The organism is Pseudoclavibacter sp. AY1H1 (assembly GCF_002931055.1).
In the GTDB taxonomy this organism is placed as follows: Bacteria; Actinomycetota; Actinomycetes; order Actinomycetales; family Microbacteriaceae; genus Pseudoclavibacter.
This window is the reverse complement of the sequence record NZ_PSXX01000001.1, coordinates 568645-593666: the sequence shown is the minus strand read 5'-3', so window position 1 is coordinate 593666 and position 25022 is coordinate 568645. Positions and strand designations below refer to the sequence as shown.

Genomic DNA, 25022 nt, shown 5'->3' with positions numbered 1-25022 from the left:
ACGATACCCAACGTGGGGCCGCCGCGGGTTCTCAGCGACGACAAGAGGCCGGTGAGAACCGTTGGGTCCTCACCGGCCTCTCGGCGGCGTGCGGCTAGCGGGTGTGCTTGCCCTCGTACGCGGGGACGACGCGGTCGTCATCGACGCCCACGCGGTGCACGCGGAGGTCGTTGGTGGTGCCAGCGCGGCCCGGCGGCATGCCGGCGACGACCACGACGACGTCGCCCGCCTGGGCGAGGCCGTTCTCCATGAGGTACTTGTCGACCTGCCCGATCATCTCGTCGGTGTGCGTGACGCGCTCCACGATGGCGGCCTTGACGCCCCAGTAGAGGTTCATGCGACGCGCGATGTGCGGCGACGGGGTGAACCCGAGCACGGGGATCTCGGTGCGCAGGCGCGCCATGCGCCGCACCGAGTCACCGGACTCCGTGAACACGCAGTAGTACTTCGCCTTGAGGAACTCGCCCACTTCCGACGCGGCGAGGGTGATCGCGCCGCCCTGCGTGAAGGGCTTCGTGCCCAGCGGCGGGATGCGGTCCAGGCCGTGCGTCTCGGTCGACTCGATGATGCGCGCCATGGTGCGCACCGCCTCGATCGGGAACGCGCCGACGCTGGTCTCGCCGGAGAGCATGAGCGCGTCGGCGCCGTCGAGGACGGCGTTGGCGCAGTCGGATGCCTCCGCGCGGGTGGGGCGCGGGTTCTCGATCATCGTCTCGAGCATCTGCGTCGCGACGATCACGGGCTTCGCCCAGCGGCGAGCCTGCTGGATCGCGTTCTTCTGCACGATCGGGACCTGCTCGAGAGGAAGCTCCACGCCGAGGTCGCCGCGGGCGACCATGATGCCGTCGAACGCGTCGACGATCTCGTTGAGGTTCTCGACGGCCTGCGGCTTCTCGATCTTCGCGATCACGGGAAGGCGGATGCCCTCCTCGTCCATGATCGCGTGGACGCGGTTGATGTCCTCCGCCGAACGCACGAACGACAGGGCGATGATGTCGGCGCCGATGCGCAGACCCCAGCGCAGGTCGTCCTCGTCCTTCTCGGAGAGGGCTGGCACGTTCACGGCGACGCCGGGCAGGTTGATGCCCTTGTTGTTCGAGACCTTGCCTGGCACCTCGACGCGGGTCGTGACGGTCACGCCGTCGGTCTCCACGACGCGCACGAGCACCTTGCCGTCATCGATGAGCAGCGGGTCGCCCGGCTTCACGTCGGTGGGCAGGCCCTTGTAGGTCGTGCCGACGAGGTCCTTCGTGCCGGGCACGTCCTGGGAGGTGATCTTGAAGATGTCCCCGACCGCGAGGTGGTGGGGGCCGTCCTCGAACTTCTCGAGACGGATCTTCGGGCCCTGCAGGTCTACCAGGATCGCGACGGGAACGCCGAGCTCCTCGGCCGCATCCCGCACCAGCTTGTAGTTGTCGGTGTGCACGGTGTGGTCGCCGTGGCTGAGGTTGAAGCGCGTGACGTTGACGCCGGCGCCGATGAGGGCGCGGATCCCTTCAGGGGTGTTGACGGCTGGACCGAGGGTGGCGACGATCTTCGCTCTACGGCTCATGCATTAACTCCGGTTCGTCGAAACTGTGGTGCGCCGAGAGGCGCGTGGTGGCGGATTCAGAGGGAGATCGCGCGCTCGGTGGCGAGGATCGGCTCCGGAAGCTCCGTCGACTGTTCAAGATACCGGTCGACGGAGGCGGCTGCCGCACGTCCCTCGGCGATCGCCCAGACGATGAGCGACTGGCCGCGGCCCGCGTCGCCCGCGACGAACACTCCAGGGAGCTCCGTCTCGTACTCGGCAGTGCGGTCGAGGGCACCCCGTGAGGTGAACGGGAGCTGCAGCTGCGGTTCGATCGTGTGCCGCTCCGGGCCCGTGAAGCCCATGGCCAGCAGCACCAGGTCGGCGGGAAGCTCGCGCTCCGTGCCCGCCTTCGGGCCGCGCGAGCCGTCGGCGCGGAACTCGGTCTCGGCGAGCCGGATCGCGCGGACCCGACCGGACTCGTCGCCGATGAACTCGACCGTGGACGCCTGGAAGGCGCGCTCGCCGCCCTCCTCGTGCGAGGTCGAGACCTCGAAGAGGGTCGGCGTCGTCGGCCACGGCTGATGCGCGGGACGCTCGGTCGGCGGCTCCTTGCCGATGGCGAGGTTCGTGACCGAGGCCGCGCCCTGGCGGTGCGACGTGCCGATGCAGTCTGCACCGGTGTCTCCACCGCCGATGACGATGACGTGCTTGTCCTCGGCGTGGATCTGCGAGGCGAGGTCGTCGCCAGCGACCACGCGGTTCGACTGCGTCAGGAAGTCCATCGCGTAGTGGACGCCCTTGAGCTCGCGGCCCGGCACGGGGAGATCGCGCGGGACCAGCGCTCCGGTGGCGACCACGACGGCGTCGTAGCGCTGGCGGAGGTTGTCCCACGTGATGTCGCGACCGATCTCGATGCCGGTGCGGAAGCGAGTGCCCTCGGCGCGCATCTGCGAGAGACGAGCATCGAGTACGGACTTCTCCATCTTGAAGTCCGGGATGCCGTAGCGCAGCAGCCCGCCGATGCGGTCGTCACGCTCGAACACCGCGACCGTGTGGCCGGCGCGGGTCAGCTGCTGGGCGGCGGCGAGGCCCGCTGGCCCCGATCCGACGACGGCGACCGTCTTGCCCGTGAGGCGCTCGGGCGGGTGCGGACGGACGTTGCCCTCGGCGAAGGCGGTGTCCGCGATGGACTGCTCGACGCGCTTGATCGTGACGGCCGGCTGGTTGATGCCGAGCACGCACGACGACTCGCACGGGGCCGGGCACAGGCGTCCCGTGAACTCCGGGAAGTTGTTCGTGGCGTGCAGGCGCTCGCTCGCGCCCGCCATGTCACCGCGGAACGTCAGGTCGTTCCACTCGGGGATGATGTTGCCGAGCGGGCAGCCCTGGTGGCAGAACGGAACGCCGCAGTCCATGCAGCGTCCGGCCTGCCGGCGCAGCTGGGTGGGCTCCTGCGGGTCGTAGACCTCGCTGAAGTCCATGATGCGCACGGGAACGGGTCGACGCTTGGGGAGCTCGCGTTCGCGATTGGTGAGGAATCCTCTCGGGTCAGCCACGGGTTGCCTCCAGAATCTCGTGCCAGGTCGTGCTGTCATCGGGGTCGCCACCACGTTCGATGGCGGCGTTGCGGATCTCGGTGACCTTGGCGTAGTCACGCGGGAGCACCTTCGTGAACTCCTTCGACACCGCGTCGAAGTCCTCGAGCATCTCGCGAGCGAGCTGCGAGTCGGTCTCCGCGTAGTGGCGTTCGAGGATGTCGCGCAGGATGTCGGCATCGGCGCTGGTCAGCGTCGTCAGGCCGAGCTCCCCCGTCGAGACCATGTCGGGGTTGACGAGCTTCGGGTCGAGCTTGTGCACGTAGGCGATGCCGCCGGACATGCCCGCACCGAAGTTCTTGCCCGTCTCCCCCAGGATCACGGCGAGTCCGCCGGTCATGTACTCGAGCGCGTGGTCGCCGACGGCCTCAGCCACTGCGGTGGCGCCGGAGTTGCGGACGAGGAAGCGCTCGCCGACGACGCCGCTCAGGAACATGGTTCCGCTCGTCGCGCCGTAGCCGATGACGTTGCCCGCGATGACGTTCTCGTGCGACTTGAACGGCGCACGCTCGTCGGGCCTGAGGATGATCTCGCCACCGCTGAGCCCCTTGCCGACGTAGTCGTTCGAGTCGCCGACGAGCCGGATGCGGATGCCGTTCGGCAGGAACGCGCCAAGCGACTGCCCTGCGGTCCCCCGCAGTTCGATGTCGATCGTGCCTGCTGGCAGGCCGTGCTCACCATGCTTGAGGGTCACGTGGTGCCCGAGCATCGTGCCGACGGCGCGATCGGTGTTGATGACGTCCATCGACACCTTGACGGACTCGCCGCGCTCGAGCGCCTGCTCGGCGAGCGTGAGCAGCTTCTGGTCGAAGTGCTGGTCGAGCTCGTGCTCCTGGGTGACAAGGCTCCGAGTCGGCGCATCGCCGAACTCGTGGCCGGTGAGCACGCGCGAGAGGTCGAGCCCCTCGGTCTTCCAGTGATGCATCGCCTCGTCGACTTCGAGGAGCTCGCGCTTCCCGATGATCTCGTCCAGTGAGCGCACGCCGAGCTCCGCGAGGTACTCGCGGACCTCCTGCGCGACGAACTCGAAGAAGTTCACGACGTGGTCGGCCTGGCCCGTGTAGCGGGCGCGCAGCTCAGGGTTCTGCGTGGCGACGCCGACCGGGCACGTGTCGAGGTGGCAGACGCGCATCATGATGCAGCCGGAGACGACGAGCGCCGCGGTCGCGAAGCCGAACTCCTCGGCGCCGAGCAGGGCGCCGACGATGACGTCGCGGCCCGTCTTGAGCTGACCGTCCACCTGCACGACCACGCGGTCGCGCAGCCCGTTGAGCATGAGCGTTTGCTGCGTCTCGGCAAGGCCGAGCTCCCACGGGGTTCCCGCGTGCTTCAGGGAGTTGAGGGGCGAGGCGCCCGTGCCGCCGTCGTGGCCTGAGACCAGGACGACGTCGGCAAGCGCCTTCGTCACACCGGCGGCAACCGCGCCGATGCCGTTCTCGCTCACGAGCTTCACGTGGATGCGCGCCGACGGGTTCGCGCGCTTGAGGTCGAAGATCAGCTGCTTGAGATCCTCGATGGAGTAGATGTCGTGGTGAGGAGGCGGGGAGATCAGACCCACGCCAGGTGTCGCGTGGCGCGTCCGAGCCACCCAGGGGTAGACCTTCGTCGGAGGCAGCTGCCCGCCTTCGCCCGGCTTCGCGCCCTGCGCCAGCTTGATCTGGATGTCATCCGCGTGGGTCAGGTACATGCTCGTGACGCCGAACCGGCCCGAGGCGACCTGCTTGATGGCGCTGCGTCGCTCGGGGTCGAGGAGGCGCTCGACGTCCTCGCCACCCTCACCCGTGTTCGACTTGCCGCCGATGCGGTTCATCGCGATGGCGAGCGTCTCGTGCGCTTCCTTCGAGATGGAGCCGTAGCTCATGGCACCGGTCTGGAAGCGCTTGAGGATCTCGGAAGCCGGCTCGACCTCGTCGATCGGGACTGGAGTCCGGTCGCCCACCTTGAGCTTGAAGAGCCCGCGCAGCGTCATGGTCTCTGCGGCCTGGTCGTCGACGAGCTTCGTGTACTCCTTGAAGATGTCGTAGCGGCCCTCGCGCGTCGAGTGCTGCAGACGGAAGATCGTGTTCGGGTTGAAGAGGTGCGGTGGCCCCTCACGGCGCCACTGGTACTCGCCGCCGATGTCGAGGGGGCGGTGCGACGCGGGAGCAGCCTGGGCCGGGTACGCGTGGCGGTGGCGGAGCTGGTTCTCGCGGGCGATGCCCTCGAGCCCCATTCCGGAGATCTTGCTCGCCGTGCCCGTGAAGTACTCGCTGACGAGCTCGTTCGAGAGGCCGACGGCCTCGAAGCACTGCGCGCCCGCGTAGGAGGAGACCGCGGAGATGCCCATCTTCGACATGATCTTCAGGACGCCCTTGCCGAGCGCCTTGATGAGGTTGGCGACTGCCTTCTCCTCGGAGACACCGGTGAGCTTGCCCTGACGGACCATGTCCTCGCAGGACTCCATCGCCAGGTACGGGTTGACGGCGGAAGCGCCGTAGCCGAGCAGCACTGCGACGTGGTGCACCTCGCGGACATCGCCCGCCTCGATGACCAGGCCGACGCGCATCCTGCGCTCCGTGCGGATCAGGTGGTGGTGCACGGCACTCGTCATGAGCAGCGAGGGGATGGGCGCGTAGTCGCGGTTCGAGTCGCGGTCGGAGAGCACGATGAAGCCAGCGCCGGCGTCGATCGCGCGGTCGGCCTCCTCGCACAGCTCCTCGAGGCGCTTGCGCAGCCCCTCGACGCCGTCGTCGACCCGGTAGCAGCCGCGGAGCGTCTCCGCCGCGTCGATACCGGGGCGCTGCTCGATGTGCTGGATCTTCGCGAGCTGGTCGTTGTCGATGACCGGGAAGTCCAGCACGACCTGACGCGCGTGCTCAGGGCCGGCGCTGAGGAGGTTCTCCTGCGGCCCGATGCTCGTCGTGAGGCTCGTCACGACCTCCTCGCGGATCGAGTCGAGCGGCGGGTTCGTCACCTGCGCGAAGTTCTGCGTGAAGTAGTCGAAGACGAGCCGCGGTCGGTCCGTGAGGATCGCGATGGGCGTGTCCGTGCCCATGGCTCCGATCGGCTCAGCACCGTTCTTCGCCATCGGAGCGAGCAGGATGCGCAGCTCCTCCTCGGTGTAGCCGAAGGTGCGCTGGCGGCGCTCGACGGAGGCCGGAGTGTGCGTGACGTGCTCGCGCTCCGGGAGCTCGGCGAGGTTGATGCGACCCTCGTCGAGCCAGTCCCCCCACGGCTGCAGCTCCGCGAGGTCGTGCTTGACCTCATCGTCTTCGATGAGGCGGCCGACCTCGGTGTCCACGAGGAGCACCTGTCCTGGGCGCAGACGCCCCTTGCGGATGACGGTCGCGGGGTCGAGGCTGGCGACCCCGACCTCGGAGCCCAGCACGATGAGGCCGTCGGCTGTCTGCACGAAGCGGCCGGGGCGAAGTCCGTTCCGGTCGAGCGTCGCGCACACGTAGCGGCCGTCGGTGAAGGCCATCGCCGCGGGCCCGTCCCACGGCTCCATGATGAGCGAGTGGTACTCGTAGAAGTCACGCACCTCGGCGCTCAGGTCCTCTGCGGTCTCCCACGCTGCCGGCACCATCATGTGCACGGCGTGCGCGAGGGAGCGGCCCGAGAGGGTGAGCAGCTCCAGCACCTCGTCGAAGGATGCCGAGTCGCTGGCGCCTTCCGTCACGATCGGGAACAGGTCTGCGACGTCGCCGAGGATCTCGGAGCGCAGCTGCGACTGCCGGGCGCGCATCCAGTTGCGGTTGCCGCGAACCGTGTTGATCTCGCCGTTGTGCGCCATCATGCGCATCGGCTGCGCGAGCTGCCACGACGGGAACGTGTTCGTCGAGTAGCGCGAGTGCACGATCGCGAGCTTGGAGGCGAAGCGCTCATCGCTCAGGTCCGGGTAGAACGGCTCCAGCTGCAGGGTCGTGACCATGCCCTTGTAGGTGATCGAGCGGCACGAGAGCGACATGAAGTACACGCCGAGCGAATGCTCGGCGCGCTTGCGCATCCGGTAGCACTGCCGGTCGAGGGACGCGCCCTTGCGTGGGTTCCCTCGGAAGTTCTGGCGCTCGCTGCGCACGAAGAGCTGCTCGATGACGGGCATCGCGGCCCGAGCCAGCTTGCCGAGCTCGTCGGGCTGCACGGGAACCTCGCGCCAGCCGATGACGCGGAGGTCCTCTTCTGCCGCGAGCTTGGCGATGCCAGCCTTGACCCTGGCCCGCTCGTCGGCGTCCACGGGAAGGTAGGCGTTGCCGACCGCGTAGCGGCCATCGGCAGGCAGGTCGAAGCCACTGACCGCGCGGAAGAAGTCGTCCGGGATCGCCGTCAGGATGCCAGCGCCGTCTCCGGTGCCCGCATCCGAGCCGACAGCGCCGCGGTGCTCCATGTGGCGGAGCGCGTCGAGCGCGTGGTCGATGATGTCGTGACCCGGCGTGCCACGCAGGGTGGCGACCATCGCGAGCCCACAGGCATCGCGTTCGTTGGCAGGGTCGTACAGACCGGCTGCTGCTGGGTAGCCATTCGTTGGAAAGGCGGCGGAGGTCATAACTCGTCCCCTCGTCGGTGGTGCCATGGGTCGCTTGGCGGACTCGACAGAAGACTGATGTTGACGGAGCCCGTTCGGGGCGGGTGCCTACAGGCGTCCGTCGGTCCATTCAGCAGATTACGACCGCTGTGTTACTTCTGTGTTTCGAGGTGCACGAGCAAGCCCCGAGAGGGGTGGGCTGTTTCGCCTCAGCTCTTCGAGGACGTGGAGATTTCTTCGCTCTCATCAGGGGTATTTTCCACGTCGCCCGAGTTAGGCTTGGCTTCGGAAGTTTCCTCGTCGTGAACCGAAGATTGCGTGGAGGTTTCCTCCTCGGCGTCGAGGTCGTCGTCGCCGTCGAGTTCGTCGGCCTCAGAACCATCAGCGCCCTCAGCGGCCCTGGCTGCCTCGGACTCCGGATCGCGCCCGGGAAGGTAGACGCTCGTGCTCAGCTGCGAGACCGGCAGGCGTGAGACGTAGACGAAGAGCGCGATGCCGACGATGACGAGGCACAGGGCCCCGAAGACGTTCGAGCGCATCCCGAGGATCACCTCGGAGTAGTCGACGCGAATGGACTCGATCCAGATGCGTCCCGTTCCGTACCAGATGAGGTAGGCGGCGAGCGTCTTGCCCGTGCGCCACCGGAACATGCGCTCGATGAGCACGATGAGGGCGATGCCCGCGAGGTTCCAGAGCATCTCGTACAGGAACGTCGGGTGGAAGAGCGTGCCCTCAGGCAAGCCGACGGGGAAGGCTGGATTGCTCGCCTCGATCTGCAGGCCCCACGGCAGGTCGGTGGGCCAGCCGTAGAGCTCATGGTTGAAGTAGTTGCCGAGGCGCCCGACGGCCTGTGCCAGGAGGAGGCCGGGGATGAGCGCGTCCGAGAACGCGAGCATGCGGATGCCCGTCATCCGGCTCGCGATGAAGATGCCGATCGCTCCGCCGATGAGGGAGCCGATGATGGCGTTGCCACCCTCCCAGATGAAGAAGATGCGCCAGAAGTTGGCGCCCTCGAAGAAGTAGTCGGCGGGATGCGTGAAGACGTGGTACAGACGCGCGCCAAGCAGCCCGAGCAGCACGGCCCAGATGGCGAAGTCGACCGTGATCCACTTCTCACCGCCACGCGCGGTGAGCCGTCGGTCCGTCCACAGCACGGCGAGGATCATGCCCGCCACGATGAAGAGCGCATAGAGGTGCACCGTGAGCGGCCCGACCTCGAAGCTCGCCCACTCGAGGGGCGGGCTGGGGATTCCGGTCAGTGGCGTCATGCCTGTTCCTTCGAAGATGAAGCGTCGAGAGCGGTTCCGGTCGCGAGCTGGGCGGCGACCTCGGCGACAGCGGGCACGCCGCCGGAGGCGAGGGCCTTGACCAGCGCGGATCCGACGATGGCGCCCTCCGCATACGCGAGCACCTCTCGGACCTGCTCTGCGGTCGAGATGCCGAGGCCGACGCAGGCTCGTGTGCAGCCGTGCGCGTGGAGTCGGTCCGCGAGCGAGCGAGCGGCCTGGTCGACGTCCGCCCGGGCTCCCGTGATGCCCATGGTCGAGACCGTGTACACGAAGCCGCTGCTGGAGTTGATGACCAGGTCGAGGCGCGCGTCGCTCGAGCTGGGGGCCGCGAGGAAGACGCGGTCGAGCTCGTGCGCCTGCGAGGCGGCAATCCACTCCCCACCCTCGTCGGGGACGAGGTCGGGGGTGATGAGTCCGTTGCCACCCGCTGCCGCGAGGTCGCGGGCGAACGCGTCGACGCCGTACTGCATGACGAGGTTCCAGTAGGTCATGACGACGATCGGCGCATCCACCTCGGCGCGGATCTGGCGGATGGCCTCGAAGACGTGCTCCGTGCGGAAGCCGCCCTCGAGCGCCTGAACAGCTGCGGCCTGGATGACGGGGCCGTCCATGACCGGGTCCGAGTACGGCATGCCGAGCTCGATGACGTCGACGCCCGCCTTGACGACCGCGATAGCCGCGGCCACTGACGTGTCGAAGTCGGGGAATCCGACAGGCAGGTAGGCGACGAGCGCGCCCCTGCGGTCCCGATTCGCCGTGTCGATGACCTGCTCGAGGGCGGATGTCGCGGACGGGATCGGGGAAGCCGCGGTGGTCGATGCTGAGGTCACTTGACTTCTCCCTCGGTGCGGTCCGGGTTGCCGAGGCCGAAGTACTCGGCTGCGGTCTCCATGTCCTTGTCGCCGCGCCCCGAGAGCGAGACGAGGATCGTCGCGTCCGGACCGAGCTCCTTGCCGAGCTCGAGCGCGCCGGCGAGGCCGTGGCTGGACTCGATGGCCGGGATGATGCCCTCGGTGCGCGAGAGCAGCCGGAAGGCCTCCATCGCCGCCGCATCCGTCACCGGGAGGTACGTTGCGCGGCCGATGGCGGCGAGGTGGGCGTGCTCTGGTCCGACGCCCGGATAGTCGAGGCCCGCCGAGATTGAGTGCGACTCGATGGTCTGCCCGTCGACGTCCTGCAGGAGCAGGGTGCGAGCGCCGTGGAGCACACCAGGGCGACCGGCGCCGATCGTCGCGGCGTGACGTGGCGTGTCGACGCCGTCGCCAGCGGCTTCGTAGCCGTAGAGCGCCACCGAGGGGTCATCGAGGAACGCGCTGAAGATGCCGATCGCGTTGGAGCCGCCGCCGACGCACGCGACGACGGCGTCGGGCAGAGCACCGGTCAGGTCGAGCACCTGCTGGCGCGCCTCCTCGCCGATGATGGCCTGGAGGTCGCGCACCAGCGCGGGGAACGGGTGCGGGCCCGCCGCAGTGCCGAACACGTAGTTCGTCGTGTCGACGGACGCGACCCAGTCGCGCATGGCGTCGTTGATCGCATCCTTGAGCGTCGCCGAGCCGGACTCGACGGCCACGACCTCTGCGCCCAGGAGTCGCATCCGCGCGACGTTGAGTGCCTGGCGAGCCGTGTCGACGGCACCCATGTAGATCGTGCAGTCGAGCCCGAAGAGCGCCGCAGCAGTCGCGGTCGCGACGCCGTGCTGGCCTGCGCCGGTCTCGGCGATGACTCGCGTCTTTCCGATGCGCTTCGTCAGCAGGGCCTGACCGAGCACGTTGTTGATCTTGTGCGAACCCGTGTGGTTGAGGTCTTCGCGCTTGAGGATGATGCGGGCGCCGCCGGCGTGCGCTGCAAACCGCGGCGCCTCGGTGATGATCGAGGGGCGACCGGAGTAGTCGCGGTGCAGCCGGGAGAGCTCAGCCCAGAATTCATCATCGGCTTTCGCCGCCTCCCAGGCGCTCGACAGCTCGTCGAGAGCCGCCATGAGGCTCTCCGGGACGAAGCGGCCGCCGAACTCCCCGTAGTAGGGGCCGGAGGCGTTCCGCAGCGATGTGGTGTCTGGGGGCAAGGTGCTCATGCGAGGTGGAAGGTCTCCAAAGTAGTTTCCGGGTTGCCGCCCGTCACGAGCGCCTCCCCGATGAGAACGGCGTCTGCGCCGGCGTCGCGGTAGCGACGCACGTGAGCTGGCTCGAGGACCGCCGATTCGGCGACCTTGACGACATCGTTCGGGTAGAGGGGAGCAAGCTCCCCGAAGAGCTCCGGGTGGAGCTCGAAGGTCGCGAGGTTGCGAGCGTTGACGCCGAGGATCCTTGCGCCGGCGTCGAGACCGCGCAGCAGCTCGTCCTTCGAATGCGCTTCGATGAGCGCCGTCATGCCGAGCTGCTCCGTGAACTCGGCGAGGCGGACGAGCGTCGACTGGTCGAGCCCCGCGACGATGAGCAGGGCCAGGTCGGCCCCGCACGCGCGGGCCTCCAGCAGCTGGTACTCCTCTGCGATGAACTCCTTGCGGAGCACGGGGACGGCGACCGTGTCGCGCACCGCGCGGAGGTCGTCGAGCGAGCCGAGGAACTTGCGCTGCTCGGTGAGCACGGAGATCGCGGCTGCTCCCCCACGTTCGTAAGACGCCGCCAGCACAGCGGGGTCGGGGATGTCGGCGAGGCGACCCCGAGAGGGGCTGGCTCGCTTGACCTCCGCGATGATGTTGACGCGCTCCGAGCGGGCGAGCGCCCCGTACGCATCGAGCGCAGGGGCGACGTCGTAGATTCGAGCCTCGAGGACGCCCGAGGGAGTGCGCTCCCGCCGTTCAGCCGCGTCCTCGAGAGCGCCGTGGTACAGCGACTCGAGCAAGCTAGTGCGCCTTCGGACCGAAGCCGAGACGAGCGAGCAGCGGCCACGCGATGGCCCCGATCACGATCGCGACGACGCCGACCCAGGTGACGATGTTCTGGTCGAACCAGATGCCGAGCGTGCCGACGGTGAAGCCGACGAGCATGATGAGGACTCCGGTCCACGCGGCAACCGAGTGGCCGTGGCTCTCGTGAGGCTCCTGCAGCGGCGCCTCCTGGACCTCTTCGGCCTCTTCGATGCTCGTGGGTTCGTGGGACGTCTTCGCGGCCAGTTCAGTCATGAGGGTGCTCCTTGTCACGTGCGCTGGGATAAGTCTAGCTGGATGCTCGGGAGCCACCCGCGTCGGTGGGGTCGTCGCCGTGGCTCAGCGCATCCCATTGCTCGACACGCTGATCGCTGCCCGCCGGGGCGTCCGCGCGAACGTCACCCGACGGCTGTCCATTCTCGGGCATCTCGTCGGCCGCTTCCAGTGAAGTCGTCGAGAAGCGCCGTCCACTCGTCGGCCACCGGCGGGCCGTGACGATCGCGAGCACGCCGGCGAAGGCGAGGACGGCGCCGGCGACGACGGCCAGCCATGGCCAGAATCCGACGGAGACCGCTCCGGCGGCGACCGCATCCGCGATCGTCTGCTCGCCCGCGAGTCCCGATGCTGCCGTCACCTCCGGTGCGATGGCCGGGGCCGGGTTGCCGACCGCGACGAAGGACTGCAGCACCAGGACCGCGCCGACGAGCGTGAGCAGCCCGCCGAGCACGTATCTGAACACGACTCCCGCCAGGGCCAGCGCCGCGAGGACGGCGAGGGCAGCCAGAGCGAGCGCCATGACGGCCGGGGCTGCGACGTCTCCGCGGACCTCGCCCGCGAACGTCTGCGCCCCGAGGGACACCTCGAACGAGAACCACACCTGCGACCAGGCGAGGATCGCCAGACCCGCGCCGACGACGATCGCGAGGAGCGTGCCGCGCTTACCGCGCTTGCCGCGCTTGCCCGCAGCGTCAGGCGACGTCATGGGCCGGGAACTCGAGCGCGAGGTCGTCGCCGTCGAAGCAGGTTCTGGTACCGGTGTGGCAGGCAGGGCCGTGCTGGTCGACGCCCAGGAGGATCGTGTCGGCATCGCAGTCGAGCGCGAAGCTCACGAGGCGCTGCGTATTGCCGGAGGTGTCGCCCTTGCGCCACAGCTCCGAACGAGAGCGCGACCAGTAGACGACCCGCCCCTCGGTCAGGGTCATGCGCAGCGACTCCGCGTTCAACCAGGCGAGCATGAGCACCTCGCGGGTGTCGTGCCGGGTCACGACTGCCGGAACCAGGCCGCGGTCGTCGAACGAGACGCGCGAGAGGATCTCGTCGATCTGCCGAGCGGCAACGGGGAACGTGGATGCCGTCATCGGACGCTCCGCCTGACGGTGACTCCTGCTTCGGCCAGGGAGTCCTTCACCTGGCCGATCGTGAACTGCCGGTGGTGGAAGACGCTCGCGGCCAGCACGGCGTCCGCGCCGGCCTCGACGGCGGGAGCGAAGTGCTCGAGCGCACCCGCTCCGCCGGACGCGATGACGGGGACCGTCGCCAGCTCGCGGACGAGGCGGGTCAGCTCCAGATCGAAGCCGGCCTTCGTGCCATCAGCGTCCATGGAGTTGACGAGGAGCTCCCCCGCGCCGCGCTCGATGGCCTCGCGGGCCCAGCTGAGCGCGTCGATCCCAGTGTCTGTTCGCCCACCGTGGGACGTCACGACGAACCCGGACTCGGTCGATGCCGAGCGCTTCACATCCAGCGAGAGGACGAGGACCTGGTTGCCGAACGTCGACGAGATCTCATCGAGCAGCGCCGGCCGTGCGATCGCCGCAGAGTTCACGCCGACCTTGTCGGCGCCGCACGCGAGCAGCACGCGAACGTCCTCGACGCTGCGCACCCCACCGCCGACGGTGAGCGGGATGAAGACCTGCTCCGCCGTCCGCGTGACGAGGTCGTAGGTGGTCCCCCGTCCCTCGCTCGAGGCGGTCACATCGAGGAAGGTGAGCTCGTCCGCACCCTGCTCGGCGTAGAGCGCCGCGAGCTCGACGGGGTCGCCCGCATCCTGCAGATCCAGGAAGTTGACGCCCTTGACGACACGCCCCTCGGCCACATCGAGGCAGGGGATGACGCGCGTTGCGAGCCCCGTGGACTTCTGGGCGGATGCGGAGACGGTCATCATCACACCCGGACGGCTTGCAGCGCCGTCACGATGATGGCCTTGGCACCAGCATCCTGGAGCTGGTCCATGACCTGGTTGAGCTCGTTCTGCGGCACCATGGAGCGCACCGCGACCCAGTCCGAATCGCGCAACGGGGAGATCGTCGGCGACTGGAAGCCGGGTGTGATCGCCAGAGCCGCGTCGAGCTTCGACGACTCGATGTCGTAGTCCATGATCGCGTAGCGTCGCGCGACGAGCACACCGTCGAGGCGGCCGAGGAGGCGACGCGCAGCGTGCTCCTTCTCCGGCGTCGAGATGAGGACCGCCGTGGATTCGAGGATGACCGGCCCGAAGACCTCGAGGCCCGCCTTGCGCAGCGTGCCACCCGTGGAGACGACGTCGGCCACGGCATCCGCGACGCCGAGCCTGATGGCCGACTCGACCGCCCCCTCCAGGGGCACCAGCTCAGCTTCGATGCCCGCCCGGGCGAACCAGGAGCCGAGCAGGCCCGTGTAGCTCGTCGCCACGCGCTTGCCCTGCAACTGGCTGACATCGGTGAACTCGCCGGCGGGGCCCGCGAATCGGAAGGTGGAGTCGCCGAAGTCCAGCGCACGGACCTCCTTGGCGGCCGACTCGGTGTTCAAGAGAAAGTCGCGGCCCGTGATGCCAGCGTCGAGGACACCCGAGCCCACGTAGGTCGCGATGTCACGAGGCCGGAGGTAGAAGAACTCGACATCGTTGATCGGGTCGATGGCGACGAGCTCACGGCTGTCGCCGCGGCCGCGGTAGCCGGCCTCCTGCAGCATTTCGTTGGCCGTCTCGGCGAGCATGCCCTTGTTTGGCACGGCGATGCGAAGCATTGTTGGAACGTCCTTGGTTCTGGGAGTCATGAATCGGGGTGGGTGCGCGCTGACCGGTGACGTCACCGGCGTCTGCGCACGTCTCGCGCGGGTCGGTCGAGAGCGGAGAGCTCGTGCCTGCTAGAGGTTGCGGTAGACGTCGTCGAGCGTGAGGCCCTTGGCGAGCATGAGGACCTGCAGATGGTAGAGCAGCTGCGAGATCTCCTCAGCCGTCTCCTCGTCGCTCTCGTATTCGGCGGCCATCCAGACCTCAGCGGCCTCCTCGACGATCTTCTTCCCGATCGTATGCACGCCCGCGTCGAACTCTCGGACCGTGCCTGAACCCTCTGGTCGGGAGGCGATCTTCTCGGAGAGCTCTGCGAACAGCGTGTCGAAGGATTTCACAGGCACAGCGTAGTCGCTTGGCGCCTAGTGCGCGTGCCGGGCATCCGCTGCAGCCGCGCGCAGCGCCGCGATCTGCTCACCGGGATCACCGCGGAACACGGCCGATCCGGCGACGAAGGTATCGGCGCCGTTCGCTGCCGCGAGCTCGATCGTGTCGAGCGAGATCCCGCCGTCGACCTGGAGCCAGGTCTCGAGGCCGTGCGACTTCCTGAGCCTGTCGGCCCTCGCCAGCTTCGGCATCATGTCCGCCATGAAGGACTGACCGCCGAAGCCGGGCTCCACGGTCATGATGAGCAGCTGGTCGAAGTGGGGCAGGATCTCCTCGACGGCGCTGAGGGGCGTCGCCGGGTTGATGGCGATGCCAGCGCGCGCGCCTCGCTCCTTCAACCGCTTGGCGAGGGTCACGGGACTCGTCGCGGCCTCCGCATGGAAGGTCACCGAGAACACGCCCATCTCCGCGAACTGGGGAGCCCAGCGGTCCGGGTCCTCGATCATGAGGTGCAGGTCGAGCGGCACGGGGCTGATCTCCTGCAGACGCTCCACCATCGGCTGCCCGAACGTGAGGTTCGGCACGAAGTGGTTGTCCATGACGTCGACGTGCGCCGCATCGGCTGAGGCGATGCGTCCGAGATCTCTCTCGAAGTTGGCGAAGTCGGCGGCCAGGATGCTGGGGTTGATGCGCGCGTTCACGGGGCGATCCTACGGGGTCGGGGTCTCCTGCTGAGCGGGTGCTCGGCGGAGGAGAGCGAGGAACATGGCGTCGGTGCCGTGGCGGTGGGGCCAGAGCTGCACGAGCGTGCCGTCGCCGAGGGGGCGTTCGCCGAGGTCCAGTTCACCGGTCGTCGATGCACGGCTCACGATCGCGGCCGCGTCCAGCACCTCAGCGCCAGACAGCCGAACCGCGCGGCGCACGACGCCGGTCGTCTCGGCCTGGTGGGGCGAGCAGGTGACGTAGGCCACGATGCCGCCTGGCTTCACGGTGGCGAGCGCCGCCTCGAGCAGCTGCTCCTGCAGCTGGACGAGCTCGCTCACGTCGCTGCTCTGCTTCCGCCAGCGAGCCTCCGGCCTGCGCCGCAGCGCGCCGAGGCCCGTGCAGGGGGCGTCGAGGAGGACTCGATCAAACTCCCCAGGGTGGCTCTCGGCGAATGAGCGTCCGTCCTCGTTGGTGACGGAGACGGGAGCCGCGAGCGGGGCGAGCGCCGTGCGGACGAGCCCGGCGCGAGCCGGCACGAGCTCGTTGGCGGTGAGCTTGGAGCCGAGCTCGGTAGCGCTGGCAGCGAGCAGCGCAGCCTTGCCCCCGGGGCCGGCGCACATGTCGAGCCAGCGCTCGCCGGCGAGGACCGGCGCCGCTTCGAGCAGCGCGAGCGTGACCAGCTGCGAGCCCTCGTCCTGGACGCGTGCCCTGCCCGCCTTGACCTGAGGGACCCAGGACGGGTCGCCCGAGGAGAGCGTCAGCCCGCGAGGCGAGACTCGGCCTGGCCCGAGGAGATCGGGGTTCGTCTCGATGAGCTCGTCGGGCGTGTCGAAGCCGGGGAGGGACACGATGCTGACGGATGGCGACACATTGTCGGCGGCGAGTGTCGCGGCGAGCTCGTCGCCGCGCTCTTCCGCCGCGAGCGAGTCGCGCAGTGCGCGCACGATCCAGTCCGGATGCGAGTGGCGCACCGCGAGAGCCTGCTCCTCGCTCTGCCCCGTCGTGATCTCGTCGAGCCACTCGTCGAGTCCGGTGCGCGAGATCTTCCGAAGGATCGCGTTGACGAACCCGGAGGCGCCTCGGGACGCGATGCGGGCGGCCTGCTCGACCGACTCGTTGACCGCAGCGTGACTCGGCGTGCGCATGCTCAGCAGCTGGTGTGCGCCCAGACGGAGGACATCGAGGATCGGCGGGTCGATATCGCGGACGTCGCGCCCGGAGGCCTCGGCGATGATCGCGTCGTACGTGCCTCGACGACGCAGCGTGCCGTAGGTCAGCTCGGTCGCAAGGCCCGCATCCGACGGGGAGAGCCGTGCCGCCGAGATCCGGTGCGGAAGCAGGAGGTTGGCGTAGGCGTCGTCCTCGTCGACAGCTCTGAGAACCTCGAACGCCACCTGGCGTGAGCGAGTGACCGAGCGACCGGCGGTCGGCTGATCAGGGCGCCGCCTGCCCTCCGAGGGGCGGTTCCCGCGGCGTCCCCCTGCACCGGCCGGGCTCATGCGAGCACCAGCGTCTCGGCATCGCGCCTGCCGCGGAGCCAGTCTCGCGCTGGCATCGGCTTCTTCCCGGCGGGCTGGACCGTGACGAGCTGGAGGGGCTGCGTGCCCGTGCCGACGAAGACGTCCTGGCCGACGACAGCGAGCTGCCCCGGTGCAAGCGGCGGCACGTCGATGGCCTCGCTCGGGCGTGCGATGCGCAGGATGCGCAACGGCTGTCCGTCGACGTGCGCCACCGCGCCCGGCTCTGGAGTCACGCCGCGGATGTGCGCGTCCACGCTCACGAGCGGAGCCGCCCAGTCGACCGCGGAATCCTGCTTCCGCAGCTTCGCCGCGGTGGTGGGTTCGCCGACCTGCGGTTTGGCGATCAGCGCGTCTTCGCTGATCCCCTGCACCGTCTCCGCGAGGAAGGCCGCTCCCTCCCCCGCGAGGCGCTCGAGGAGCTCCCCCGAGGTCTCGGTCTCGCCGATCGGCGAAGCTTGGGTCGCGAAGACCGGCCCCTCGTCGAGGCCGACCGTCAGCTGGAAGATGGTCATACCCGTCGACGAGTCGCCACGCATGACGGCACGCTGGGCCGGGGCGGCGCCGCGCAGGTCGGGGAGCAGCGAGAAGTGCAGGTTGATCCAGCCGCGCCCGGGCACATCGAGCGTCGCGGCATCGATGAGCGCCCCGTAGGCGACGATGACGCCGAGCTCGGCATCGAGGCTCGCGAGCTCAGCGGTCACGTCCGGGGACATGCGGTTGCTCTTGATCACCCGAAGGCCGAGCTCCGCCGCGCGGGCCGCCACGGGGGATGGCGTGAGCGCCCTCGCACGACCCACCTTGGCATCGTCGCGCGTGAGGACCGCCGCGATCTCGTGACCGTCGTCCACGAGCGCCTCAAGGCTGGGGACGGCGGTGGGTGGGGTGCCGGCGAAGACGAGCCGCATAGCTGGTGCCTCTCGAGGTTGGTGCGAGTGTGGTGCTGGAGCGCGGGTCAGAAGATGCCCGGCGGGTCAAATCGTACGCGCAGGGTCGAGGCGTGCCCGCCGCCGCGACCCGCGACGCGCGGGCGCCGGCTTGTCGCCGCTCGGACGAGCTCGCTCTTCAGCAGCTTCGCCAGCGGGGCGCCGAGCGAGTAGCTGAACTTGAGAACTGCTCGGCTTCCGACCTCCTGGGGCGTCGGTCCGAGGATCTGCATGGCCCCAGCCTGCTTGAGCTCGGCGGAGGCCTCGACGCTCGCAATGGCGTGGCGGACTTCCTCGTCGCTCCCGGAGATGGCGGCGACGCGAATCGCCGGTGGGAAGTGGAGATCGCGCCGCTCCTCGAGCTCGCGCGTCGAGAAGGCTGGCTGCTGCCAGGTGCGGAGCGCGTGCGCTGCCGGATTGTCGGCTCCCACGATGACGACCTTGGCGCCGCCCGACGCCAGCGCCGCGGCGTTCGACCATCCGCGGAGCGCGTCGACGCCAGCGTCGAGGCGCTCCTGAGCGAGCGAGCGCTCCGTGTCGAGCAGGACGATGCCGGCGTAGCCGGAGCTCGGAACCGGCTCGGCGCCGCGCGTTGCCACGACGAGACAGGGGCGGTCGTCGATCGTCACGGTCTCTGAGGCTCCATCGGCCACGACGACACGAGTGCCGGGGAAGGCGCGTCCGAGCTCCTCTGCGGTCCGCTCCGCGCCGAGTGACGTGTTCCGGAGGCGCCGGTCGCCGCACTCGGGACACTGCCACTCGGGATGCAGGGCGTCGCACACCCTGCAGGAAGGGGGCGCTCCCGGACGCGAGTACTCGAGGGCTCCGCCGCAGACCGTGCAGCGAGCTGGCGTGCGACACCTGGCGCAGCTGAGGCTCGGGATGTAGCCGGCACGCACGACCTGGAGCAGCACCGGCCCGTGCTCGAGCGCGCGCCTCGCCTCCTGCCAGGCGAGCGCTGGGATGCGCGCGTGCGCCGCCGGCGTCTCCTCGGCGAGAGCCTGGCTGCCCGAGATGACCTTGGGAGCCTCCGGTCGCGCGAGCGGCACCGGAGTGAGCCACCGCATGCCCACGAGGCGGGCGACCTCCAGGCTCGGGGTGTGCGCCGCGAAGATGAGCGTGAGCGACTCGCGCTCAGCGCGGAGCAGGGCGACATCGCGGGTGCTGGCGTATGGCGCGAGCTGCTCGGTGAAGCTCTCGTCGCCGTCGTCCCAGACGAGTACGGCCCCGAGGTTCGAGGCTGGAGCGTAGATGACGCTCCTCGTGCCGACGACGACACCCGGTGTCTCGTCGAGGCAGGCGAGGAACGCCGCGTAGCGGTCGGCGGGCTTGGCGCGGGTGTCGAGGCGGCGGACCCGCCCGGCATCGAGGAACCTGCCGAGCGCGCGCAGAGCCAGCTCGACGTCGCGGTAGTCGGGGACCGCCAGGATGACGGACTGCCCGGCGGCGACGCGAACCGCTGAGATCGCTGCGAGGGCGAGGAGCGAGCGGGGAACTCCCCCGTCGACGCCGACCGGGGCGTCGACCGCGAACCTCGCCGCCGGACCCCGTCCGAGCAGGTCGGCTGCCTCTGCCCCGTACATGGGAGCGAGCGTCGCCTCCGGGACATCGTGGACCTCGTCCGCTGTGGGCGCGGTCTCGTCGGCATCGCTCGACGGCGCGTCCTCACCGCCAGGAGCTCCCGCCGTCGCTGGAGCTGCCTGGGCGCGTGCCTCCAGCCAGCGCTGCTCGACGCGCACGGACCTCGCCGGGATGGCGAGGCGCAGCACGTCCGCCGCGCATCCGGCCTGCCGGTCGGCGACGGCCCGGGCGAGGCCGGCGATCTCGGGCGTGAGTACCCTGGCAGTCGAGACGAGCTCGATGATCGGCGCGAGCTTGCCCGTGTACTCGGCGACTCGCTCGACGGCCACGACGAACCCCTGCAACTGGCGGTTCGAGGTGCGAAGCGGAACCGCAACCCGCATTCCGACGCCGATGCTCCCGCGCAGCTCGACGGGGATCTCGTATTCGAGCTCCCGGTCGAGCTGCGGAAGCGGGGAGGCGACGACGACGCGCGCGACCCTCGGCAGGGTGTCGTCCACAGCTGGCTCTGCGATCAGAGACCAGCGGCTCGGCGGAGCTCCTCGGCCCGGTCGGTGCGCTCCCACGTGAAGTCGGGCAGCTCGCGACCGAAGTGGCCGTAGGCGGAGGTCTGGGCGTAGATCGGGCGACGCAGGTCGAGGTCCTCGACGAGCGCACCTGGGCGGAGATCGAACGTCGAGAGGATCGCCTCGATGATCGTGGCGTCCGCCACCGTGCCGGTGCCGAAGCTCTCGACGTAGAGGCCGACCGGCTCAGCCTTGCCGATGGCGTACGCGATCTGCACTTCGAGGCGATCGGCGAGTCCCGCCGCGACGGCGTTCTTCGCCACCCATCGCATGGCGTACGCGGCCGAGCGGTCGACCTTCGAGGGGTCCTTGCCGCTGAAGGCGCCGCCACCGTGGCGCGCCATGCCGCCGTACGTGTCGACGATGATCTTGCGTCCGGTCAGGCCAGCGTCGGCGCGGGGCCCTCCGTCGATGAAGCTGCCTGACGGGTTGACGAGGAAGGTGGGCTCGGCGTCAGCGAAGCCGTTGCGCTCCAGCACCGGGCGGACGACGTGCCTGATGACGTCTTCGCGGATCTGCGCCTGCTCGAGACCAGGGTCGTGCTGCGTGGAGACCACGACGGTCTCGATGGAACGGGGCACGCTCCCCTCGTAGCCGACGGTGACCTGCGTCTTGCCGTCTGGGCGCAGGTAGGCGACCTCGCCGGACTTCCGGACGGCCGCGAGCTGCTGCGCGAGCTGGTGCGCGAGGTGGATCGGCAACGGCATGAGGGCTTCGGTCTCTCGGGTCGCGTAGCCGAACATGATGCCCTGGTCTCCCGCGCCCTGCTTGGCGATCGCGTCTTCCGAGCTCTCGGAGCGGTGCTCCAACGAGGTCGTCACGCCCTCGCCGATCTCGGGAGACTGCTCTCCGACCGAGATCGAGACGCCGCACGAGGAGCCGTCGAAGCCGACGTCGCTCGACGTGTAGCCGATCTCGCTGATGGTGCGTCTGACGATGCCGGCGATGTCGGAGTACGCCTTGGTCGTGACCTCGCCGGCGACGTGCACCTGGCCCGTCGTCACGAGCGTCTCGACGGCGACGCGGGACGCCGGGTCCTGGGTCAGGAGGTCGTCGAGGATGCGGTCGGAGATCTGGTCGCAGATCTTGTCGGGGTGACCCTCGGTGACCGACTCAGAGGTGAACAGGCGAAGAGAAGACAAGAAGAACCCCTTGCGGTGAGTGTTGCGGCTGCTGGTTGGCGACGCCGGCGTGACTAGACGTTGGCGAGCAGGTCCAGGATGACATCGGCCACCGACATCTTGTCGCCAGTGTGACGCGAGACAACGTCGCCAGACGCTGCGAGGATGAAGACCGAGTTGTCGTCCGACTGGAAGCCGAGGCTCCAGCCGACCCTGTTGACGACGAGGTAGTCGCATCCCTTCCTCGCGATCTTGGCCCGACCGAGCTCGAGGAGCGCAGCGTCGTCGGTCTCGGTCTCGGCCGCGAAGCCGATGATGACCTGATCGGCACCACGTGACGCGGACAGATCCTGCAGGATGTCGGGATTGCGGGTGAAGGTGAGCGTCAGCTCCTCGCCCGCCTGCTCCTTCTTGATCTTGCCCTCGGCGACGGTCAGTGGCCGGTAGTCCGCGACCGCCGCGGCCATGATGACGACATCGTGACGTGGGGCGATCTCGGCGCAGGCCTGCGCCAGCTGCTGCGCGCTCGAGACGGTGACGAGCTTGACCCCGTCGGGTGGCCGGACCTCCGCGTTGGCGGCGACGAGAGTGACCTCAGCGCCACGCGCGAGAGCACGCTCAGCGAGAGCGAAGCCCTGCCTCCCGCTCGATCGGTTGCCGATGAACCGCACGGGGTCGAGCGGCTCGCGGGTACCTCCTGCAGTGATGAGGACGCGCCTCCCGCGGAGGTCGCTCACCAGTTCCGCCTCGCGGCGGCGTCGACGTTCGCCGCGTCCGGCGCTCAGGATCGTCGCAACGATCTCGGAGGGCTCCGCCAGGCGACCTGGCCCGGAGTCGTTGCCGGTCAGCTGTCCGTCGGCCGGACCGACGAGCACCACTCCACGTGCGTCGAGACGGGCCGCGTTGGCCTGCGTCGCCGGGTTGAGCCACATCTCCGTGTGCATGGCTGGCGCGAGGATGAGCGGGGCCGTCGACGCCAGGATCGTCGTGCCGAGCAGATCGTCGGAGAGACCGGCGGCGATCTTCGCCATGGAGTTCGCGGTCGTCGGCACGACGGCGATGACATCAGCCTGCTGGCCGAGCGCGACGTGCCGAACCTCCGCGACGTCGTCGAAGACGTCGGTTCGAACGGGATTGCGCGAGATGGCCTCGAACGTCGGACGGCCCACGAACCGCAGCGCGGACTCCGTGGGCACGACGTCGACGTGATGGCCGAGGAGAACGAGATCGCGGATGACCTGCACCGCCTTGTAGGCGGCGATGCCGCCTGTCACGCCGATGACGACGCGCATCGGCTGCCCGTCAGACGCATCGGTCTGGTGGGCGGCAGCCGGATGCGCGCCAGCGATCTCGCTCACGGTCGTGCTAGGCCTGCGGTGCGTCGTCTTCGAAGTTGATCTCGTCGTCGAAGACGATGACGTCGTCCGGCGTCTCGAGCGGACGCGCCTCGACCATGACGATCTTCTGCTCGTTGATCTCGTGCAGCGCGATCGAGAGCGGCTTGTCGTCGATCGAGGAGTCGATCAGCGGGCCGACGTTCTGGTAGATCGCACCGTCGTGCAGGTCGGAGTAGTAGTCGTTGATCTGACGCGCGCGACGCGATGCGAAGATGACCAGCTGGTACTTGTTGTCGACGCGCTGCAGCAGCTCGTCCATGGGCGGGTCAATGATGCCCTTGGGCTTCTCAATCATGCGTGCTCCTTGTTCAGTCCCAGATGTTCGACTACGCGTGCCGCAGCCTCAGGCACGGAGTCGTTGACGACCAGTGCATCGAACTCGTCCTGGGCGGCGAGTTCGATCTTCGCGGTTTTGAGGCGCCGAGCCTGTTCTTCGGGTGATTCCGTGCCGCGCCCCACGAGGCGCCGCACGAGCTCGTCCCAGCTCGGAGGCAACAAAAATACCAGTCTAGCCTCAGGCATGCGCGATCTGACCTGTCTGGCGCCCTGAATGTCGATTTCGAGCAGGACGGATCGGCCGGAGGAGATGGCTTCGTCGATGGGGCCGCGCGGAGTGCCGTACCTGAAGGCGTTGTGGACGGTCGCGTACTCGAGCAGCTGCTCCTGATCGACGAGCCGGTCGAAGCCGGCGTCGTCGGTGAAGTGGTAGTTGACGCCGTCGACCTCGCCGGGCCGGGGTGAGCGCGTCGTGGCGGAGACGGAGAGCTCCACTTCTGGGTAGTGCTCGCGGATGTAGTTGGCGACCGTGCCCTTGCCGACTGCCGTGGGGCCAGCCAGGACCACGAGGCGATTCCCGGTGCTCTGCGCACCGAGTCGTTCCTCCAGGAAGGCGCGGAGGCGGATGCGCTGGTTGCGGCCGAGCCCACCGAGGCGCTTGGACGGCGAGATGGCCAGCTCCTCGAGGATGCGGGCCTGCTTGGTGGCTCCGATGTGCGGGATGCTCAGCAGGAACTGGGTCACGCGCAGCGAGTGCTCGGCTGCGTGTTCCGGGGACTGGCTCGCGTCGAGCACCGAGATGGGGCTGCGAGCTCCGGTGGCGAGCGCTCGCTTGACCTCGGCCCGGGCCTGGCGGGCGAGGACCGCGGCCCTGGAAGCGGCGACGCGGTCGACGGGGGGTGGCACCTGGGTCATGAGAGGGCGTTCTCCAGCTCTGCGGTCTGCCGGTCGATGGCGCCGGCGATGCCATCGGGTCCTGCAGCAAGGACGCTCCGGGAGACGTTCACGATGAGTGATTCGGTGGCTGCACCGAACGTGCTTCTGATCTGCGCGAACTCGGCCCCCTGGTGGCCGAAGCCCGGAGCGAGGATCGGGGTACGGGGTGCGCCGCCGAGGGCGGGGAGGTCGACGCCGAGGGTGTCGAAGTCGACGGTGCCGCCGAGGACGACCCCGACCGAGCCGAGGTCACCGCTCGCGTGCTGCGCGTTCCAGGCGACCGCACGATTGGCGATGCCTCCCGCGACGGTCTCACCGCGCTGCGTTCCACGATCACGGCGAGCCGTCTGGATCGAGGTCGACTCTGGGTTCGACGTCGCAGCGAGCACGAACAGCCCCTTGCCGAGCCGCTCGGCGAGCTCGAGCGCCGCGGCGAGCGAGTCGAAGCCCTGGTAGGGGTTCACCGTCATCGCGTCGGCCTCGAGCGGAGACCCCGCTTTGAGCCAGGCCTTCGCGTAGGCCTCGAGGGTCGTGCCGACGTCGCCGCGCTTGACGTCGGCGATCACGAGCAGGCCCGCGTCCCGAGCCGCCGCGAGGACGGACTCGAGCGCCGAGAACCCCGCAGAGCCGAAGCGCTCGAAGAAGGCGATCTGCGGTTTGACGACGCCGACGCGCCCGGCAGCGGCCTCGACGACGCGAAGGCCGAACTCCTCGGCTCCGGTCGCGGTGTCGGGCAGCCCCCACGAGGCGAGCAGGAACTCATGCGGATCGATGCCGACGCAGAGTCGGCCCCGCTCCTCCACGGCGTGCTGGAGTCGCGGGCCGAACCCGCCCACTCCAGCACGCGACGCCATCGCTGC

General features: G+C 69.1%; 22 protein-coding genes. All 22 read right to left on the bottom strand.

Features of this window, described 5'->3' with window-relative positions:
• Positions 1-94 precede the first annotated feature (94 nt).
• The 22 genes from pyk to pyrF all read right to left on the bottom strand — a co-directional run bounded on the left by pyk (position 95) and on the right by pyrF (position 25016).
• Positions 95-1552 (bottom strand): pyruvate kinase, encoded by a 1458-nt coding sequence (gene pyk, locus C5E05_RS02880; protein ID WP_104341055.1) that lies wholly within the window; start codon positions 1550-1552, stop codon positions 95-97.
• 56 nt (positions 1553-1608) lie between these two features.
• Complete coding sequence (locus C5E05_RS02875; RefSeq protein WP_104241252.1) at positions 1609-3069, bottom strand: glutamate synthase subunit beta; 1461 nt, start codon at positions 3067-3069, stop codon at positions 1609-1611.
• Positions 3062-7630, bottom strand: coding sequence for a glutamate synthase large subunit (gene gltB / locus C5E05_RS02870; RefSeq protein WP_219819484.1), 4569 nt, complete (start codon positions 7628-7630; stop codon positions 3062-3064). The genes C5E05_RS02875 and gltB overlap by 8 nt, the downstream gene beginning before the upstream one ends.
• A 188-nt stretch (positions 7631-7818) precedes the next feature.
• On the bottom strand, positions 7819-8877 hold the full coding sequence (gene lgt / locus C5E05_RS02865; protein WP_104341053.1) for a prolipoprotein diacylglyceryl transferase: 1059 nt from the start codon (positions 8875-8877) through the stop codon (positions 7819-7821).
• The gene (gene trpA / locus C5E05_RS02860; protein ID WP_104307264.1) at positions 8874-9695 is read right to left on the bottom strand and encodes a tryptophan synthase subunit alpha; all 822 of its coding nucleotides are present in this window, start codon (positions 9693-9695) and stop codon (positions 8874-8876) included. The genes lgt and trpA overlap by 4 nt, the downstream gene beginning before the upstream one ends.
• A gap of 29 nt (positions 9696-9724) precedes the next feature.
• Positions 9725-10969: a tryptophan synthase subunit beta gene (gene trpB / locus C5E05_RS02855; protein WP_104241255.1), complete on the bottom strand. Its 1245-nt coding sequence runs from the start codon at positions 10967-10969 to the stop codon at positions 9725-9727.
• Positions 10966-11739: an indole-3-glycerol phosphate synthase TrpC gene (gene trpC / locus C5E05_RS02850; protein WP_104341052.1), complete on the bottom strand. Its 774-nt coding sequence runs from the start codon at positions 11737-11739 to the stop codon at positions 10966-10968. Before trpC ends, trpB begins: the two co-directional genes overlap by 4 nt.
• Position 11740: 1 nt before the next feature.
• The gene (locus C5E05_RS02845) at positions 11741-12019 is read right to left on the bottom strand and encodes an HGxxPAAW family protein (protein ID WP_146080203.1); all 279 of its coding nucleotides are present in this window, start codon (positions 12017-12019) and stop codon (positions 11741-11743) included.
• 34 nt (positions 12020-12053) lie between these two features.
• Positions 12054-12746, bottom strand: coding sequence for a Trp biosynthesis-associated membrane protein (locus tag C5E05_RS02840; protein WP_181059326.1), 693 nt, complete (start codon positions 12744-12746; stop codon positions 12054-12056).
• Positions 12733-13122, bottom strand: a complete 390-nt coding sequence (gene hisI / locus C5E05_RS02835; RefSeq protein WP_104241258.1) for a phosphoribosyl-AMP cyclohydrolase — start codon at positions 13120-13122, stop codon at positions 12733-12735. The genes C5E05_RS02840 and hisI overlap by 14 nt, the downstream gene beginning before the upstream one ends.
• Positions 13119-13922 carry an imidazole glycerol phosphate synthase subunit HisF gene (gene hisF / locus C5E05_RS02830; RefSeq protein WP_104341050.1) on the bottom strand — a complete coding sequence of 268 codons (804 nt, stop codon included), beginning with the start codon at positions 13920-13922 and terminating at the stop codon, positions 13119-13121. The genes hisI and hisF overlap by 4 nt, the downstream gene beginning before the upstream one ends.
• 2 nt (positions 13923-13924) lie before the next feature.
• Complete coding sequence (gene hisG, locus C5E05_RS02825) at positions 13925-14764, bottom strand: ATP phosphoribosyltransferase (RefSeq protein WP_104306636.1); 840 nt, start codon at positions 14762-14764, stop codon at positions 13925-13927.
• Between the two features lie 120 nt (positions 14765-14884).
• Positions 14885-15148, bottom strand: coding sequence for a phosphoribosyl-ATP diphosphatase (locus tag C5E05_RS02820; protein WP_104241260.1), 264 nt, complete (start codon positions 15146-15148; stop codon positions 14885-14887).
• A gap of 24 nt (positions 15149-15172) precedes the next feature.
• Complete coding sequence (gene rpe / locus C5E05_RS02815) at positions 15173-15838, bottom strand: ribulose-phosphate 3-epimerase (protein WP_104241261.1); 666 nt, start codon at positions 15836-15838, stop codon at positions 15173-15175.
• Positions 15839-15847: 9 nt separating this feature from the next.
• Positions 15848-17341, bottom strand: a complete 1494-nt coding sequence (locus C5E05_RS02810) for an RsmB/NOP family class I SAM-dependent RNA methyltransferase (RefSeq protein WP_104341049.1) — start codon at positions 17339-17341, stop codon at positions 15848-15850.
• Positions 17338-18267, bottom strand: a complete 930-nt coding sequence (locus C5E05_RS02805) for a methionyl-tRNA formyltransferase (RefSeq protein WP_104341048.1) — start codon at positions 18265-18267, stop codon at positions 17338-17340. The genes C5E05_RS02810 and C5E05_RS02805 overlap by 4 nt, the downstream gene beginning before the upstream one ends.
• Positions 18268-18314: 47 nt before the next feature.
• Complete coding sequence (locus tag C5E05_RS02800) at positions 18315-20366, bottom strand: hypothetical protein (protein ID WP_104341047.1); 2052 nt, start codon at positions 20364-20366, stop codon at positions 18315-18317.
• A 14-nt stretch (positions 20367-20380) separates the two neighbouring features.
• Positions 20381-21574: a methionine adenosyltransferase gene (gene metK / locus C5E05_RS02795; protein ID WP_104241265.1), complete on the bottom strand. Its 1194-nt coding sequence runs from the start codon at positions 21572-21574 to the stop codon at positions 20381-20383.
• Positions 21575-21627: 53 nt separating this feature from the next.
• Complete coding sequence (coaBC, locus tag C5E05_RS02790) at positions 21628-22845, bottom strand: bifunctional phosphopantothenoylcysteine decarboxylase/phosphopantothenate--cysteine ligase CoaBC (protein ID WP_104242053.1); 1218 nt, start codon at positions 22843-22845, stop codon at positions 21628-21630.
• Positions 22846-22918: 73 nt separating this feature from the next.
• Positions 22919-23245, bottom strand: coding sequence for a DNA-directed RNA polymerase subunit omega (gene rpoZ, locus C5E05_RS02785; RefSeq protein WP_068484449.1), 327 nt, complete (start codon positions 23243-23245; stop codon positions 22919-22921).
• Positions 23242-24141: a guanylate kinase gene (gene gmk, locus C5E05_RS02780; RefSeq protein WP_104341046.1), complete on the bottom strand. Its 900-nt coding sequence runs from the start codon at positions 24139-24141 to the stop codon at positions 23242-23244. The genes rpoZ and gmk overlap by 4 nt, the downstream gene beginning before the upstream one ends.
• A complete protein-coding gene (gene pyrF, locus C5E05_RS02775) occupies positions 24138-25016 on the bottom strand; it encodes an orotidine-5'-phosphate decarboxylase (RefSeq protein WP_104341045.1) in 879 nt (292 codons plus the stop codon). Before pyrF ends, gmk begins: the two co-directional genes overlap by 4 nt.
• Positions 25017-25022: the final 6 nt, after the last annotated feature.